The 15,507-nt window shown below is 68.6% G+C and carries 15 protein-coding genes and 1 other RNA gene; 2 read left to right on the top strand and 14 right to left on the bottom strand.

Annotated features, from left to right (window positions below):
* Positions 1-30 precede the first annotated feature (30 nt).
* The 7 genes from E4J16_RS09430 to ssrA all read right to left on the bottom strand — a co-directional run bounded on the left by E4J16_RS09430 (position 31) and on the right by ssrA (position 5,751).
* Positions 31-843, bottom strand: a complete 813-nt coding sequence (locus E4J16_RS09430) for a hypothetical protein (protein WP_136313841.1) — start codon at positions 841-843, stop codon at positions 31-33.
* A 173-nt stretch (positions 844-1,016) separates the two neighbouring features.
* Complete coding sequence (locus E4J16_RS09435) at positions 1,017-1,841, bottom strand: MerR family transcriptional regulator (RefSeq protein ID WP_136313842.1); 825 nt, start codon at positions 1,839-1,841, stop codon at positions 1,017-1,019.
* Between the two features lie 886 nt (positions 1,842-2,727).
* Complete coding sequence (locus E4J16_RS09440; protein WP_136313843.1) at positions 2,728-3,507, bottom strand: hypothetical protein; 780 nt, start codon at positions 3,505-3,507, stop codon at positions 2,728-2,730.
* 9 nt (positions 3,508-3,516) lie between these two features.
* Positions 3,517-3,762 carry a hypothetical protein gene (locus E4J16_RS09445; protein ID WP_136313844.1) on the bottom strand — a complete coding sequence of 82 codons (246 nt, stop codon included), beginning with the start codon at positions 3,760-3,762 and terminating at the stop codon, positions 3,517-3,519.
* Positions 3,763-4,133: 371 nt separating this feature from the next.
* Positions 4,134-4,511: an IS3 family transposase gene (locus tag E4J16_RS16260; RefSeq protein WP_420809309.1), complete on the bottom strand. Its 378-nt coding sequence runs from the start codon at positions 4,509-4,511 to the stop codon at positions 4,134-4,136.
* 213 nt (positions 4,512-4,724) lie between these two features.
* A complete protein-coding gene (locus E4J16_RS09455; protein WP_136313845.1) occupies positions 4,725-5,270 on the bottom strand; it encodes a hypothetical protein in 546 nt (181 codons plus the stop codon).
* Between the two features lie 112 nt (positions 5,271-5,382).
* Positions 5,383-5,751, bottom strand: a transfer-messenger RNA (tmRNA) gene (gene ssrA, locus E4J16_RS09460).
* 174 nt (positions 5,752-5,925) lie between these two features.
* Between ssrA and E4J16_RS09465 the strand changes: the two genes are divergently transcribed.
* Positions 5,926-6,921, top strand: coding sequence for an aldo/keto reductase (locus E4J16_RS09465; RefSeq protein WP_136192399.1), 996 nt, complete (start codon positions 5,926-5,928; stop codon positions 6,919-6,921).
* Between the two features lie 108 nt (positions 6,922-7,029).
* Here E4J16_RS09465 and smpB read toward each other — a convergent pair whose 3' ends face one another.
* The 4 genes from smpB to ftsE form a co-directional block, all read right to left on the bottom strand.
* On the bottom strand, positions 7,030-7,560 hold the full coding sequence (gene smpB, locus E4J16_RS09470; protein ID WP_136192400.1) for an SsrA-binding protein SmpB: 531 nt from the start codon (positions 7,558-7,560) through the stop codon (positions 7,030-7,032).
* A 90-nt stretch (positions 7,561-7,650) separates the two neighbouring features.
* A complete protein-coding gene (locus E4J16_RS09475) occupies positions 7,651-8,985 on the bottom strand; it encodes a peptidoglycan DD-metalloendopeptidase family protein (RefSeq protein WP_136192401.1) in 1,335 nt (444 codons plus the stop codon).
* Between the two features lie 5 nt (positions 8,986-8,990).
* Positions 8,991-9,905, bottom strand: a complete 915-nt coding sequence (gene ftsX / locus E4J16_RS09480; protein ID WP_136192402.1) for a permease-like cell division protein FtsX — start codon at positions 9,903-9,905, stop codon at positions 8,991-8,993.
* 78 nt (positions 9,906-9,983) lie between these two features.
* Positions 9,984-10,673: a cell division ATP-binding protein FtsE gene (ftsE, locus tag E4J16_RS09485; RefSeq protein WP_136192403.1), complete on the bottom strand. Its 690-nt coding sequence runs from the start codon at positions 10,671-10,673 to the stop codon at positions 9,984-9,986.
* A gap of 151 nt (positions 10,674-10,824) precedes the next feature.
* Here ftsE and E4J16_RS15115 point away from each other — a divergent pair, with 151 nt between their 5' ends.
* Positions 10,825-11,388, top strand: a complete 564-nt coding sequence (locus E4J16_RS15115; protein WP_168709482.1) for a TY-Chap domain-containing protein — start codon at positions 10,825-10,827, stop codon at positions 11,386-11,388.
* 61 nt (positions 11,389-11,449) lie between these two features.
* Here the strand turns inward: E4J16_RS15115 and ssb are convergent, their stop codons facing one another.
* The 3 genes from ssb to E4J16_RS09510 form a co-directional block, all read right to left on the bottom strand.
* Positions 11,450-12,088: a single-stranded DNA-binding protein gene (ssb, locus tag E4J16_RS09500; RefSeq protein ID WP_136313847.1), complete on the bottom strand. Its 639-nt coding sequence runs from the start codon at positions 12,086-12,088 to the stop codon at positions 11,450-11,452.
* A gap of 215 nt (positions 12,089-12,303) precedes the next feature.
* Positions 12,304-13,788: a GTPase gene (locus E4J16_RS09505; protein ID WP_136192407.1), complete on the bottom strand. Its 1,485-nt coding sequence runs from the start codon at positions 13,786-13,788 to the stop codon at positions 12,304-12,306.
* Entirely contained in the window at positions 13,785-15,380 is a 1,596-nt protein-coding gene (locus E4J16_RS09510) for a GTPase domain-containing protein (RefSeq protein WP_136313848.1), read from the bottom strand. The genes E4J16_RS09505 and E4J16_RS09510 overlap by 4 nt, the downstream gene beginning before the upstream one ends.
* Between the last annotated feature and the right edge of the window lie 127 nt (positions 15,381-15,507).

Below are 15,507 nucleotides of genomic sequence, written 5' to 3' on the forward strand. Positions count from 1 at the left end.
CCGACGCTACGGCTCTTGTCCCACAAGGCACTACGCAAACAGGTCCTGGTTGTCGGATAGCCAGAATCCCGTCGTACCCGTGAGAAACGCCTTGCCATCCACCACGCTCCCGGGGTGCGGCGCAGGTGTTGTGTCGATAGGCAGCCCCAGCGTGATGGGGAATCCACAATCGGCATCGACCTTGTACCACTGGTTTCCAGTGAGGCGGTTCGTCACGATCGTCACCTCATTGCAAACGGCCTTCAGCATGCCGATGGGGCTGACGTCTTCCGGCCCGGCCTCGCCGCTGTAGAGCGCGAACAGCCAGGGGCTAGCGACGAACCGCGGGCCGATGTAGACCTCGTCGGGCAGGCCTTCGTCCATCCTCTTTGCCGGTGAGTCCTTCATGCTGATCGGCGTCTGGACCTGCTTCCAGTCCTCCTCCGAGTCGAACACCTCGACATCCACGGCGATCGCACCGACCCGGTAGTCGTGGAAGCGGGCGACCGTGCCGTCAGCCTCAACCCCGTGCACCGGATACATGTGCGGGTCATCGACCCAAATCAGCAGGCGAGTCATCTCCTCGCCATCCTCGTAGAGGACGCTGAGATAGGCGACGCCCGGAACGACCTGCCAGCCCTCGACGCTCACACGCGCCGGACCGACCACGGTGAGCGACTCTCGCGAGCTTCCCTCCGCCGTCTCGAACAGGCAGATGTTGGCCCCCGAATCGTCGGCGTAGACCACGATGTGGTTGAAGTGATCGTTGCGCGGCAGGCCCATCATCGCAGGCAGCGGCAGCAGGTCGTAGGTTGCCCGCCAGTCAGGCAGAAGCCCCATTGCTTCCAGGTAGTTGTTCTCCATGCGGGCATCGTCGCACAACGGTCCGACACGAATACCGACTGCTCCGCCCACCTGGGCCACGGGGCTTTGCGCCACGGCGATTCGCCTCGCCGGCAGCGGGCCCAGTGGGCACCTCGCCGACGAGGCGTATCGCCGTGTTCCGGTAGGAGCTTCGGTTCTGCGCGACTGCGTGCTCAGCCCAGCGGAATGCACACCTCGGTTACGAGCTGGTCTGCCGGCACCTGGTCCGGCGTCGTGAGGTAGAGGTTGAAGGACTTGCTCGGGCGGGTGCCGTCATCCAGCGGCGTCAGCCCCTCCGCAGCGATCCGGGTGGCCAGCCGGTCGTGTGCCTCGGTGATCTGGTCGTACGGCCCTACCACGTGGGCCACGAGGCAGTCCCGAGCCGGAAGCTCGTGAATCTGCAGCGGGGCCGCGGCCGTCGTTCCGGGTGCGACCGGCAGGAAGATCTCCTCGTCGACGTCGCGCTCGGTGAACTCGGCGTCGTGCTCGATCACTCCGCACGCTCCGATGGGCGTGATGCCCTGCCGGGCGATCTCCGGCATCATGCGGGCCCAGAGAAGGTGCTCGTCGGCGTAGGTGGGGACGACGTCGCGCAGAGCGACGATGGTCATTGCCTCAATGGTGCGGCGCTCGACAGTGATGGACATGCTGGTTCCTCCTTCGATGAGGCGATTAATGAGAGCCAGCCGAGCCTGGGCGGCGCGCGTCTCCTCGATGACGGCCTCGCGCTGGAGCTCCAGCGCAGCCGACCATGCCGGGGTGCCGCGGGCGGCGAGCAGGGCGGAGATGGCGGAGACGCCGAATCCGACATCGCGCAGGTTCCGGATGTCCGCGGCGTCGCGCAGCTGGTGCGGCGCATAGCGGCGGTATCCCGTCCACGGGTCGACGTCGGCGGGCACGAGCACGCCGTGAGCGTCGTAGTGGCGCAGCATGCGTACCGACAGGCGAGTCAATGAGCTGAACTCGCCGATCGTCATGAGATTCGTGGTCTCGGCCATGGGTCAACCATGGGCCCTCACACCGTGTCAGGGTCAACCCTCGGACTTGCCTGTGTGAGCGTATTGCTTGTGATTCGGGATCGCGTTGGAGCGATGCGGCGGAGACCGGGCGGTCGGCCCGGATGAGCTCGTTGTTCATTGAATGGGCGCCGACAATAGCCCAGAGCGCCTGGCCGACGGCGTTCGCAGGGTGTTTCGCGGCCGGCGTCTGCCGCGGGAGGCGCTCCCGCACCAAACCGTACTTCCCTGGGATGTTGTGAACGCGGTCAGCGGGGGTATGGACATCGAGGGCGACGCGGGGGTCGGCGATGAGTGTAGGTGTGGAGCCACTGCGTGTAGGCGGTCTCGCGCTTGGTCTAGCTGGTGTGGGTGCGTGCGTGGGCTCACTGGCTAATCACGATGCGGTTGAAGCGCTCGACCTTGTCGTTGGTCTGTGGCCGGTAGGGGCGGGGCGTTTGTGCGCCACGTCTTCAACCAGGGCCTGGGCGAAGGCCTGGGAGCGGTAGCAGGACCCAATGTCGGTCATCAGCGCCTGCACACTCACGCTGATGGAGGCGAAGAACACGGCCGCGCGCCGCCACAAGCCGGCGGTGGCCTACTTGGGCTGGTCGTCAAGGATCTCGGAGTAGACCACGCGCGAGTAGTCGTCCAACCGGTAGCCGCCGGTGGCCCGTCCCTCGCGCTGCGCCCAGGTCTTGACCCCTGTCCGTGCTCAGCGCGGCCGCAGAGCCCCGCCCGTGGGCCCTCTCCAGCCCCCACGCCGACCCCACCCCCTTGGAATCAATCACCTAGGAAACCAATAGACGTCGCAGGGCGGCCCCTCGCACCGGGTACTTCGCCACGGAATACGCGACACGCTCCAACGACCGAAGCCATCTGTGCAGCATCAGGAAGACCATCTGTCAGACGTCTCCGCACCTACGCCGACTTCGGGGTTTTCCACCGAGATTGCCGAGAGAGCACTGGCCAGATCAGCCAACGAATCGTCACAGAGCAGCCTCGGGTTACTTGTCATCCGAACCAAAAGGCCACGGACTTGCTCTGGCGACAACTGACCGATCAAGAGTTCACTCTCATCAGCATTGTCAGCCTCAACGATCTCGGCACTCCTGACTAGAGAAAGTTGTTCTCTACTGAACGCCTCAGCCGCCATAGCCGCCAAGTAACGAGCCTGCGCCTCCGCCCTAGCCATTTTCAGACCTGACGATGCTACGATATCTGAGCCAGGAGAGGTTACTTGCGGATTTCCCTCTGGAACTTCTGATTCCGGTTGACTTGCCTCAGCCCTAGATCCCTGTCCCGGACGAAGACGTGCGAGCTTCTCACGCTGCTTCCCGACGAAAGGGCGCACAGAGTCTTGCCACCATTGCCGAACATGTGGTTTCGCGAGCTCAATTCCGTTTTCAAGAAGCTGAGCCAGAACCTCACCGATGAATTCAGCCAGTTCCTGCTGCTCTGGAGATAGACGACGCTCTTCTGTGGGCACGTAGACCTGATCCGTAACATCGAATATGCCATTATCAAAATCTTCTTTTGGAACAAAACGCGCATGCCCCCTCAGATTGCCGTCAGCATCAAACAGATTCTGATGAAGGCCGCCTTCTTTCCTGCGCCCCGGCATCAGCGTATCGTCATCCCACTCGAAGTACCCAGGAATGCTGCCCATACTCTGATTTTAGACGAGTCTTCGTGTCAAGCCCCGGGTTTTGTGGAGGGTGTCTTGTCTGGTGACTGCACTTGCCGGCTGGGGGTGGCTGGTGGTGGTCTGCTCGCCGACGTCCATGGCCTCGGCGATGGTGTTGGTGTCTTCTTGTGGTGGTGGGGTGTAGGCCTGCTCGTGCTCGATGGGGGCGTGCATGCCGATGGTGGAGCGGGGGCGGGTGTTGTTGAACCAGTGCACCCACTCGGCGGTAGCGAACACGGGCGTCGTAGATGCCCTCCCAGGGGCCGTGGGCGTCGAGGTAGTGGCGGTTGCGGATGAGCTCGGCCTTGTAGAGCGAGTTGAGGACCTCGGCCAGCGCGTTGTCGTATGAGTCGCCCTTGGAGCCCACCGAGGCGACCGCGTCGCCGTCGGATAGGTCCTGCCCGCAACGGGTCGCCCGGTACAGCCGCACCCGGCCGCGTGTGATGAACCAGGCCGGTAAGGTCGGCTTCTTCTCGCCTTCGCTGCCAGATACCCATGCGTAGGGCGCCCCTGGGCCAGGGCGGTGTACAAGCTCGTAGAAGTCTGCCACCCAATGATCCGCCGCGAGCACACGTCAGCGGGCGAAGGCGACGTACCCCCCCCCAGCCTTACGGGGTGCGTACGTAAGTGGGGTACTTCCCACGAAGTGGGGAATGTCCACAGGCCCACAGCTCGTTGGGCAGGAAAGCGCTGAAGTGTCTGCCCGTCAGGTCTGCGGGGTACTGCTCCTTGGGAGCGCTGCGCGTGGTGCGTGGTGATTTGGCGTGGCGGATGCCGTGCATGCTCATGGCCCGCATAAGCCTCTCCACGGTACAGCGGGCGACATGCCCCGGCCCATGACGCTCAGACTCCTCAGGCCGGTTGAGCATCGCATGCATCTTCCTGGCGCCCAGAACACAATAGTTGTTCTCATGCACCCTCATGATCTCGGCCTTGAAAGCGCCATCACACCGCCCTTGCTGATGGGGGACGGGACTTGGCTGCACACGTGGTGCTCGGGGCGATCTTCATGCCTGAGGCGGTCAGGACGTGGCAGTGCCGGCACAGGCCCCGAACTCTTTACGGGAGTCGATGTACTCACAGATCAGCGGGATGGGCGTCCTGGATCCGCCGCGAAGAAAGGCGATGCACCCCTTCGGATCGCGTTAGCCCTGCGCAGCTCGCGGATTTCGGTCTCAAGCTGCCTGATCCGCTCGGCATCAGATGTGGTGGTTCCCGGGCTGGCGCCTGCGTCGATCTCGGCCTCCTGTGCCCCAGGTGCGCAGCGCCCCGGGGTATACGTCCAGCTCCTCGGGGATCCTCCAGGTTCGTTCCCCGTGTCTGTCGGGTCCTGGCGGGGCCCTGCACACCCCATCCGGGTTGCCCGCTCTCACAACTCCTCGGGATACTTCCACGGGTAGCACTTCCGGCAGTGATCCTTCCGTGCGTTCACCGCCTCCATCAAACCCGGGACGATTCAGCGCCCCGGCGGCGACCCACTCGAGCAGAGCGGTGGGCAGGTGGTAGGCGACCTCGACGACGGCGGCGCGCCCGGCCTGTAGGTGGACTGTGGCGGCGTCGCAGTAGGTGCGCCCGAGGCGGCCGGCGTCCCCGAGGTAGCAAAGGGGCGCCCGGCGTACTTCCAGATCTGCGCCGGGGCCGAAGAGGCGCTGGATCTCGCCGCCGGTGACGTCACCGGGGCGGACGATGACCGCGCGGGCGAGGGCACGGCGGGCAGCGGCGGCGGGGAGGGTGGGAGTGGTCATGGCTTGGGGCCTTCCTGTTCAGGCGCGCCCATGCCGTGTTGCCCATTCTCATTGTACCCACCATGTACCCACAGGGGGTTCGCGGGAGGCTTTTCGTTGGTATCCCAACGGATAGTGGAGATGCGGGGAATCGAACCCCGGTCCGACGGCAATGCAACAGGACTTCTCCGGGTGCAGTTCGCTACTGCTTTTCTCAGCCCCGGCGTCTCACGCGAACAAGGACGCCGACGGGCTCAGCCACCAAAGTGTCCTGAGGCCCCCGGTGGCATGGGACCTCAGCAGTGGCTTCCTAGATGACGCCAGGAACCGGGTCGGAAGCACCCCCGGGCTGGCGAACTTCGGCTCTCGTCAGGCGACGAGGACGAAGTCGGCGCGAGTCTTATCGGCACCTATAGGTTTGCACAGAGCGTTGACGAGATGACTGTGCATCCTCGACCCGCTTCTCCTGAATCCACGACCGTCGTCGAAACCGATCATCCCCTGTTGAGTTCTCCCCGTCCGGAGCTCCGGTCGGGAACACGCTGAAAGCTCAGCAACTAAAGGATACCTCCGCCGCTCCCCCGGCGCACGAGACCTTCGCCACGGTTTTTGTTTTACAGAACCACTAGTTCCCGGTACGCTGTCGGCACCGTGTCATCATCGAAGGAGGCCCGTCATGGAGACCCGCCCGTTCCCCGCCCTGGACCGCGACATCTCCGTCGTCGGCATCGGCACCTGGCAGCTCGGCACCGACTGGGGTGAGGTCACCGCCGCCGACGCCACCGCCACGCTGCAGGCGGCGCTCGACGCCGGTGTCACATTCATCGACACCGCCGACGTCTACGGCGACGGCCGCTCCGAGCGCCTCGTCGGCGCCTTCGCCGCCGCCCACCCCGACGCCGGACTCACCATTGCCACCAAGATGGGCCGACGAGTCGAGCAAGTACCCGACAACTACACGCGCGAGGCCTTCCGGGCCTGGAATGACCGCTCCCGGCAGAACCTGGACGTGGACACGATCGACCTGGTGCAGCTGCACTGCCCGCCCAGCGAGGTCATCTCCGCCGAACGCACCTGGGACTGGCTGGAAGAAATGGTGGCGGAGGGTCGCATCCGCGCCTACGGGGTCAGCGTGGAGACCTGCGCCCAGGCCTTGGCAGCCATGCGCCGCCCCGGCTGCGCCAGCGTGCAGATCATCCTCAATGTCCTGCGCCGCAAGCCGCTGGAGCAGGTGCTGCCGACGGCGCAGGACACCGGCACCGCGATCATCGCCCGCGTGCCGCTGGCCTCCGGGCTGCTGTCCGGCCGCTACACCGCGGACACCACCTTCCCCGCCTCCGACCACCGCAACTACAACCGCGACGGCTCCGCCTTCGACATCGGCGAGACCTTCTCCGGCGTGCCCTTCGGCGTCGGCGTCGAGGCCGCCCAGGAGTTCACCGCCCTGTGCCGCGAGCTCGGCCCGGCAGCCGCCTCCCCCGCCCAGGTGGCGTTGCGCTGGATCCTCGACCAGCCGGGCGTGACCACGGTGATCCCCGGCGCGCGCAGTGCCGAGCAGGCCCGCGCCAACGCCGCCGCAGCAGCCTTGCCCGCACTGGGCGAGCAGCTGCACGCAGCCCTGGAGGACTTGTACGACCGGCGCATCCGCGCTCACGTGCACGACCGCTGGTAAATCGGCCCGCCCAGCTCGTCGTCGGCCCACCCTGCCCGACGACGACGCTTGGTGCCCCGCCGACCGGCAAGCGGCGTCACGCTCAGTAGAAGAACCGGGGCGCCCGCCTCAGCCGCGACGCCGGTTGGCGGAGGCCATGGCGCGTGCCGCGTCCCGCTTGTCCTGTGCCTCCCGCAGGGCCTGGCGCTTGTCCCAGTCCTGCTTGCCTCGGGCTAGCGCGAGCTCCAGCTTGACGCGTCCGCCGGTGAAGTACAGCTCCAGGGGCACGATCGTGTAGCCCTTGGCCTGCACCCGCTGCGCGAGCTTGTCCAGTTCGGAGCGGTGCAGCAGCAGCTTGCGCTTGCGGCGCGGGGAGTGGTTGTTCCAGGTGCCCTGCAGGTATTCGGGGATGTGGGCGCCCTGCAGCCAGGCCTCCCCGTTGCGGTCGATCTCGATCCACGCCTCGGTCAGGGAGGCCCGGCCCATGCGCAGGGCCTTGACCTCGGTGCCGGTCAGGGCGAGGCCCGCCTCGTAGCGGTCCTCGATGAAGTAGTCATGCGTCGCCCTGCGGTTACGGGCGATGGTCTTATGCGCGGCGGCAGCGGCCTTGGCACGCTCCGCCGGGGTGAGCTTCTTGGTCCCCTCGGTCTTCTTGGCCACCGGCGTCCCCTTCCCTCGTCCCGGTCCGTCAAGCCACGGCGTCGCATCCTACTGCCGCCGACGGCGGTCGCCAAGACCGCTGCCCGGCCCTCAGAACCCGGGCAGGGTCATGGGGTCCACCTCGGTGCCGTTAATGATCACCTCGAAGTGGACGTGCGGGCCGGTGGCCCCACCGGTCATACCCGTAAGGCCGATGGTCTGCCCGCGGGTCACGGTGGCGCCATTGGGAACAGAGATCGCGGACAGGTGGCAGTAGGCGAGCACCACCGACTGCCCGTTGATGACGCCGCCGTTGATGAAGACGCCATTACCGCAGGAGCTATTGATGTTATGCGTGACGGTCCCGGCCACTCCCGCGTACTGGGGCGTGCCGGATGAGGCCACCAGGTCGACGCCGGCGTGCAACCGCCGCTCCCCGGTGATGGGGTGGATCCGGTAGCCGAAGGGGGAGGCGACGATGAGGGGGCCGGCGATGGGGTGCCCGATCGCCCCGCTCCCCAGGGAGGATGACGCCCCCGCGCCCGAGGACGAACCCGTGTAGCCGGCGGAGGCCCGGTTGGCGGCGTCGAGCTCGGCGATCTTGGCGGCGGCGGCCTCCTCGTCGGCGGCGGCCTGCGCCTGCTGCTTCTCCAGGTCGGCCTTCTGCGACTCCAGGTTCGATGCTGCCGTCGCCTTCTCCGCCTTCAGAGCGGCCACCTCATCGCGCTTGGTCTTGGCGGTGTCCTTGGCGGTCTGGGCGGCCGTCTTGGCGGCGTCGGCCTCCGCCTTGAGCGTGCTTACGCGCTCGGTGGTGGCGTCCTGACGGGCCTGGCGGTTGGCGGCCTGGACGCGCTCCTGCTCGGCGGCGGACAGCACCGACTCCTGCACGCCAGTGGCGATCTCCATGGTGGAGGCGCGGTCGGTGAGCTCATCTACCGAATCGGAGGCGAGCACGTACGTCCAGGACGTGACCGCGCTGTCGCCCTGATAGGTGGCCACCACCAGGTCGGCCACGGAGGTGGTGTTCTCATCAACGGTGGTCTGAGTCTGCTCCGCCTGCTCCTTGAGCGTGGCCAGCTGTGACTCCGCCACGGCCAGCCGGTTGGCGGCGGTCTGCTGCTCGCGCTCCTTCTGCGCCAGCACGGCCTCGGCACTGTCGAGCTCGGTCTGGGCGGTGTCCAGGGACGCCTGCGCGTTCTGCAGCTCGATGTATGCCTGTCCCAGCTCCGCCGACACCCCCTCCAGGGATGCGGCCAGCTCGGCCTGCTTGCGCTGGGCGGCGGCCTGGTCGTCGACGGCGTCCTGACGTTCGTCGGCCTGCGCGCCGGCGTACAGGGGGGCTGCGGCCAGCACCAGGGCCGCGGCAGTCGCGACGGCACGCCGCGCCCGCCGCGCCCGGCGACGCCGACTGGAACCAGCTTGGAGGGGGGATCGGACTGAGAACATGGGAATCAGACCCTCGTGTACTTCGACAGTGAGAAGGCGGAGGAGACCACGGCCAGGACCACCGCCGCGAGCAGCAGCCAGGGCGCCAGGCGCAGGACGTCACCGGTGCCGATGAAGGCGGTGAACTGCACTGAGGTGGCCAGCCAGTCGACGACGACGTAGCGCACCAGCGCCCACAGCGCGGCCACGGAGCCGATGGCACCGATCAGGGCGGCGATGGCGCCCTCAAGCATGAAGGGAAGCTGGATGAACAGGTTAGAGGCGCCGACCAGCCGCATGATGCCGGTCTCCTTGGAGCGGCTCATGGCGGACAGCCGGATGGTGGTGGAGATCAGCAGCACCGCGGTCAGCGCCAGGATGGCGGCCAAGCCACCGGTGATCCAGGAGACCCGGTTCATCACCACGAACAGGGGTTCGAGCGTATCGCCCTGGTCGATGACGCGCTCGACGCCGGCGCGACCGGTGAACTGCTCGGCGACCACCTGGTACTTCTCCGGGTCCACGAGCTTGATGCGGAAGGACACGGGCATCATGTCCTCGGTGGCGTTGCGGCCGATCCGCGACTCCCCGTAGGCGTCCATGAACCGCTTGTAGGCGTCCTCCTTAGACTCGATCGTGTATGACTCGATGTAGGGGGACAGCGTGGCGGAGTTGACCAGGTCCTCGACGGCGTCGATCTGCTCCTGCGTGGCCTCGCCCTCGGTGCAGGCCGCCGCGTTGGAGGACGGCGGACACATGTAGACGCTGACCTCGACCTTGTCGTACCAGTCCCCCTTCATCACGGCGATCTGGTTCTGCAGCAGCACCGATGCGCCGACGAACAGCAGCGACACGAAGGACACCAGGATCACCGACACGGTCATGACCAGGTTGCGGCTGAGCCCCTTGAAGGTCTCGGAGACGATGAAACGAAATCGCATGCGGTTACCTCAGTACCTCGTTCACGGGATTAGCGGGATTCACAGCCCTCGCAGTCCTCACTGCCGGCGGTGCCGGGCTCAACGGTCCGATCCGTACACGCCGCGAGCCTGATCACGTACGACCTCGCCCGCCTTGAGCTCGATGACGCGCTTGCGCATCTGGTCGACGATCTCGTCGTCGTGGGTGGCCATGACCACGGTGGTGCCCTGCCGGTTGATGCGGTCCAGCAGGCGCATGATGCCCACGGAGGTCGAGGGGTCGAGGTTTCCGGTGGGCTCGTCGGCCAGGAGCAGCTTGGGGCGATTGACCATCGCGCGGGCAATGGCGACTCGCTGCTGCTCACCGCCGGACAGCTCATGCGGCAGGCGCTTGTCCTTGCCGGACAGTCCCACCAGCTCCAGGGCCTCGGGCACGGCCGACAGGATGTAGTGGCGCGGCTTGCCGATCACCTGGGAGGCGATGGCAATGTTCTCGAAGACGTTCTTGTTCTCCAGCAGGCGGAAGTCCTGGAAGACGAAGCCCATCTCCTGGCGCAGCTTGGGGACCTTCCAGCTGGAGATCTGCGACAGGTCGCGGCCGAGCACGTGGATGCTGCCGGAGGTGGGGCGCTCCTCCCGCAGGGTCAGGCGCAGGAAGGTCGACTTGCCGGAGCCGGAGGCACCCACCAGGAACACGAACTCCTCGCGCTCAATCTCAATGGAGACGTCATCGAGCGCGGGCCGGGCTCCGCGCTTGTACACCTTGGAGACGTTGTCGAATCGGATCATGGGGAAGCTGCTTCCTGCTCGTAGCCGACGCAGGCACGCCGGGACTGCAAGCCACGGTAACCAGTGAGGCTTGGAATCCCGGCGTTGACACGCCCGGACACGCCGAGTCGTGGTGTGGCGCTGCCCGCCTCGGACGACCTACCGTTCCGGCATGCCCTGCACCATCTCCGACGACGGAACGCCCGACTCCCCCACCGCACGCACCTGCGGCGACGAGCCCGCAGCCGCGGCCGGCGCCCGCAAGCGCACCGCCCCCCAGGTCGACGTCGGCTCCTGGAGCCGCTTCATCCCCTCGCTGACGCAGCTGCTGCAAAGCGCCAATCTGATCGACATCGTCGTGGTGGAACTGACGCTCGCCGCGCCGATCGTCACCGCCGACACGGTGGTGCGCATCCGTACCGGCACCGGCCCGCTACGCGCTCTGCGCCGACGGCGCCGCCCGGAACCCTCACCGGTCCCGCCGCGAATAATGGCCTTCGGCCTTCCCGATGAGGTCACGTTCACCGTGCCGATGCTGGACGAGCAGCGGCGGGCACTGCTCACCGAGGACGCCTCGACGACGCTGACGGGGCTGGGCTGGGAGCAGGAACCTACGCGGTTGCGCTGCAGGATGCCGAAGCCACAGGCACAGCAGGCGGTCGCGATGGCCTCCCGAGCACTGATTGAGGTGTTCGACGTCGCGCACCCCGCGGATCTGGCCGTCCGCGTGCTCTAGCGCCATGCCCGGCGCGGCTGCGCACCTGCCCCGGCGCAGACCGAGGCCGCGCCAGACTTGATCAGCCCTCCTCGTCGGCGAGCATGTACTCCAGTGGATCCGGCTCATCGGCGGCTGTCATGGTCGGCGGAATGACCGGCACTGGCTCCTCCTGCGCCGCAGGACCGGCGGTGCCCGGCGCGGGAGCCGGGTAGGGGTCCTCCACTCCGGTCGCCGACGCCGGTGCGGGGCGGGCGGCCTCGTCCGCACTGGGCGCCGACACCGGGGAGCCGGCCGAGCCGGATGAGCTGGTCGCCTCGGCACCCGCTGCGCCGGTCTCGCCGTCTTCAGTGGTATCGGTCCGGTGGACGATGCGCATGAAGCGCGTCTCCCCACGTGTCAGGTCATGGCCTCCGCAGGAGACCGTCAGCACGTTGGTGAAGAACTCCTCGGAGCCCTTGAACCAGCTCTCCTGGGTGAAGCGCCCGACCAGTACCACCGGATCGCCCTTGTGCAGGGAGCGGCCGAGGTTCTCGGCCAGCGGCCCCCATGCCTTGGCGGTGAACCAGATGGTCCGCCCGTCCTGCCAGCCATCGGAGGTGCGGTATGAGGGGGACGTGGCCAGGCGGAAGTAGCAGTAGGCGCGTCCTGCGGAGGTGCGGGTGACGGCGGGGTTCGTGCCGAGAACGCCCTGCACGACGAGGTCAAGTTGGCGGCTCATGGAATGCTCCTTTGCGTTGGGCGCCGGCCCGGTGCCGGCTGCTCCAACGGTGCCGCGTGCGAGGCGTGGTCCGCCACCGGCCTGTGAATGCGCGGCGGGCGACCCTGCACCAACACCACCTGTGGAGGTCGGCGCCCAGGCCGACGGCGGTCTCCCGGCTTCCTCCGGCGAGCACCGAGCGGCCGGGCACGGGAAAGACGTTCGCGCGTCAGGCGCTAGCGCTGAAGCTCAAGCGCCTGCCGGAGCATGCGGTGGCGCACCAGCACGCCGTCGGCGGGACGCGTCAGTCCGCGGGCAACCACCGAGGCCAAGCGGGCCCGCACGGCCCGCGCGTACTCCTCGGCCTCACGCCGTGCGCGGGAGCGGCGCGCAAGCAGCGCGCTGACCGCCGCCACCAGCCCAACACCCGCCACCAGGATCGGCGCCAGCAGTCCCGCCGCGAAGGCCTGCCCCTGTACCAGGACGACCGCAGTCCACACCACCCCGATGACAGTGGCGAGCGCGCCGCCCCACCAGGCCAGCTCGATGACCGGGGTGCGATGCCGGGGCAGCTGCACACTGCCCACCGCCTCCGCGGTCTGGGCCGCCAGCGTCTCGGGAGCGGCCACGGCGTTCTCCACGCTGCGCAGCCAGGCGCCGGGCAGGCCCTCCGTCGTGCGTCGCAGCCAAGTCGTCTGGATCGCCGCAACGGCATCCCTGGCGGGCGGCGCCGGCCGGGCCAGCGCGCGCGGGAAGGTGCGGGCCAGGCCCGTGCGCACCGAGTCCTCCACCGCCTGCGCGCCGCACGCGTGTACAAGCGTGGTCACGGCGGTGTCGGCGAGCTCGGGGCGGGTGGCCACGTTCTGCGCGGCGGCCGCGGGGCGCAGCCGCATGGCGATCGCGTCGAGCTGGGCGGATGCGGTCCGGGCGGCGTTGGACTCCCGCGAGACCCGCTCCAGGAACAGCTCGCGCACGGCGGCGAGGTTGTCGCCGCGCACCGCGGACACGGGCAGCACCTTCACGTCGTGCAGCCCGTCGGCGGCGAGCAGCGCGCGCACATCCTCCAGCAGCGCATCGGTGCCGCCGGCGGGCAGCGTGTCCACCTGGTTTACCAGGACCAGCATGTCCTCCTGCCGGGCCCCAAGTCCCCGCAGGTACCCCTCGTGCAGGACCGCATCGGCGTATTTCTGCGGGTCCACCACCCACACCAGGATGTCGGCCAGGGGCACCAGCCGGTCCACCTGGAGCGCGTGCTCGGTGCTTACCGAGTCGTAGTCGGGAACGTCCAGCAGCACCAGCCCCGCGAAGGCGTCCTGATCGGTGGCGTCCAGCAGGGACTCACGGCGGATACGGCGGTCGTCGGCGACCTCCAGGAAGTCCAGCAGGGCCTCGGCGTCATCGCCCCAGGTGCAGGCGGTGGCGCGGGAGGTGGTGGGGCGGCGGGCGCCGACGTCGGCGAACTGCAGGCTGGTGAGGGCGTTGAACAGGGAGGACTTGCCGGATCCGGTGCCGCCGAACAGCGCCACCACCGTGTGGTCGACCCCGAGGGCGAGCCGCTCGGCGACCTCATCCAGGTGCTCCCTGGCGGGGATCGACAAGGATGCGGGAATCTCCGTGGGGCAGTCGTCCAGGACGTCACGCAGGCGCTCCAGCCGCGCCTCCAGGTGGGCGGCGTCGAGCACGTGGCTCCCGTTGGCAGTGGCGGTCGGGTCAGCGGTCATGCGGAGGCTCCAGGGCGGGTGAACGGTGCGAGTTCGCCGGCACGTAGCCGCAGCGCGGCGGCCAGGGCCGGGTCGGGGGCGAGGGCGCGGGCGGCGCCGACGGGGACGGCGGCGTCGAGTACGTCGGTCAGCGTCCGCACCAGGGAGTCCCGGGCCTGGCTGGTGGCCGGCCCCAGCCCCATCCGCTCGGCGGCGGCCCGCGAGCCGTCGATCCCGGCGGCGGCCGCGGCCACCAGGTCGGCGGCTCCCTGCGGATCCAGGCCCTTGGGCGGGGCGGTGACGTGTGCGGCCAGGCTCACCGCCCACGCGTCGACGACGGCGGTCGCGTCGGCGACGCCGGGCAGCAGCTCCCGGCTGCGCGCGCCCGCACCGACGCCCTCCCAGGTGCGGGTGGCGTCGTCGTGCACGGAGACGAGGGCGGCCTCCAGGCGGGAGGCGATCGACTCGCGCGCGTCGGCGGCGAGCGTCGCCAGGGCGGCTGCGCGCGCCTTGCGGGTGCGGCCGAACCAGCCGGAGCGGAGCTTGCCGCCCTGTGCGAGCGGGGCGAGCGGGCCGCCGGAGGAGGCGAGGGTCACCCACCGCGTAGTGGGCGCGCCCTGCCCGCAGCTGCCGCGCTCGACGTCGGCGCGCAGGTCCGCTCCCGGCGCGTCCAGGAGCTTGCGGGAGGCGGTCTCCAGGCGGGTGGCGGCGTCGTCCTGCGCGTCGACGCCGTCGGCGAGCGTGATCAGGTCGGCGCGCAGGCCGGTCCACAGGCCACGACCCGTGCGCCGCATCAGGCCGGCGGCACGGTGGCGCCCGGCCAGCAGCCGCAACCAGTCGCGCAGCTCGTTCACGGAGGCCTCGGGCAGCAGGCCCTCGTGGGGTCCGGCGTCGGGTACCACGAAGAACGGGGACTCGGCCAGGCCGAGCGTGTCCAGCCGCTCGATCAGGTCACGGCGCACTTCGGACATGACCGTGGCCGGAACCCGGTTCAGGACGACGCCGATGGGGGTCTCCCGGGCGGCCGCCTCCTCCAGGGAGGTCCAGGGGGTGTGGTCGCCGTAGCGGGCGGCGGTGGTGATGAACAGCCACAGGTCCGCGGCCTCCAGCAACCGGGTCGCGAGCACCCGGTTGCTCTCCTGCACGGAGTCCAGGTCTGAGGCGTCCACCAGGGCGAGCCCGGCGGGGACCGCCGCAGAGGTGACGGTCCGGCAGACCTTGGCGATCGGGTGATCGCTGAGCGCCTCCCCGTCCTCGGGGTTGACTACCAGCACCGGGGTGCGGGTGGTGGGACGCAGGACCCCGGCATCGGAGACCTCCTCGCCCAGCACCGAGTTCACCAGCGTGGACTTGCCCGCGCCGGTCGAGCCGCCGACGACGACGATCGCGGGGATGTCGGCGTCGGCGAGCCTGGGCAGGACGTGGTCGCGGATCTGCGCGATGAGGCTGGAACGCAGGCGGCGCGCTTCCTCGACGCCGTCGGCGGCCAGGCTGAGGTCGAGTTTGTCCAGGTCCCCCACGGTGTCGGTGAGGACGTCGATTAGCTGCGCGCGGCTGAGCGCAGAGACGGGGACGTCTTCACCGGCGGTCAGCGGGGAAGCAGATGAGGCCATGGTCCAACCTTAGGCGGAAGGCGGGTCGCAGACGGTACCGACCCGCCATTGCGCCCTCGCGGCCCAACCCGGGCCCGGCGGTCGGCCGGAGCGACCGCCGCCCCCACGGGCAGCGGCGGTCGCGGCC

This window comes from Actinomyces procaprae, assembly GCF_004798665.1.
GTDB classification, from domain to species: Bacteria; Actinomycetota; Actinomycetes; order Actinomycetales; family Actinomycetaceae; genus Actinomyces; species Actinomyces procaprae.

Bases quoted from the DNA above. Each gene is read 5' to 3' on its own strand.
- E4J16_RS09475 (WP_136192401.1), bottom strand. From the start codon at position 8,985: ATGTTCTCAGTCCGATCCCCCCTCCAAGCTGGTTCCAGTCGGCGTCGC.
- E4J16_RS15115 (WP_168709482.1), top strand. From the start codon at position 10,825: ATGCCCTGCACCATCTCCGACGACGGAACGCCCGACTCCCCCACCGCA.
- E4J16_RS09455 (WP_136313845.1), bottom strand. From the start codon at position 5,270: ATGACCACTCCCACCCTCCCCGCCGCCGCTGCCCGCCGTGCCCTCGCC.
- E4J16_RS09465 (WP_136192399.1), top strand. From the start codon at position 5,926: ATGGAGACCCGCCCGTTCCCCGCCCTGGACCGCGACATCTCCGTCGTC.
- E4J16_RS09435 (WP_136313842.1), bottom strand. From the start codon at position 1,841: ATGGCCGAGACCACGAATCTCATGACGATCGGCGAGTTCAGCTCATTG.
- E4J16_RS09440 (WP_136313843.1), bottom strand. From the start codon at position 3,507: ATGGGCAGCATTCCTGGGTACTTCGAGTGGGATGACGATACGCTGATG.
- E4J16_RS09510 (WP_136313848.1), bottom strand. From the start codon at position 15,380: ATGGCCTCATCTGCTTCCCCGCTGACCGCCGGTGAAGACGTCCCCGTC.
- E4J16_RS09430 (WP_136313841.1), bottom strand. From the start codon at position 843: ATGGAGAACAACTACCTGGAAGCAATGGGGCTTCTGCCTGACTGGCGG.
- E4J16_RS09505 (WP_136192407.1), bottom strand. From the start codon at position 13,788: ATGACCGCTGACCCGACCGCCACTGCCAACGGGAGCCACGTGCTCGAC.
- ftsX (WP_136192402.1), bottom strand. From the start codon at position 9,905: ATGCGATTTCGTTTCATCGTCTCCGAGACCTTCAAGGGGCTCAGCCGC.
- ftsE (WP_136192403.1), bottom strand. From the start codon at position 10,673: ATGATCCGATTCGACAACGTCTCCAAGGTGTACAAGCGCGGAGCCCGG.
- ssb (WP_136313847.1), bottom strand. From the start codon at position 12,088: ATGAGCCGCCAACTTGACCTCGTCGTGCAGGGCGTTCTCGGCACGAAC.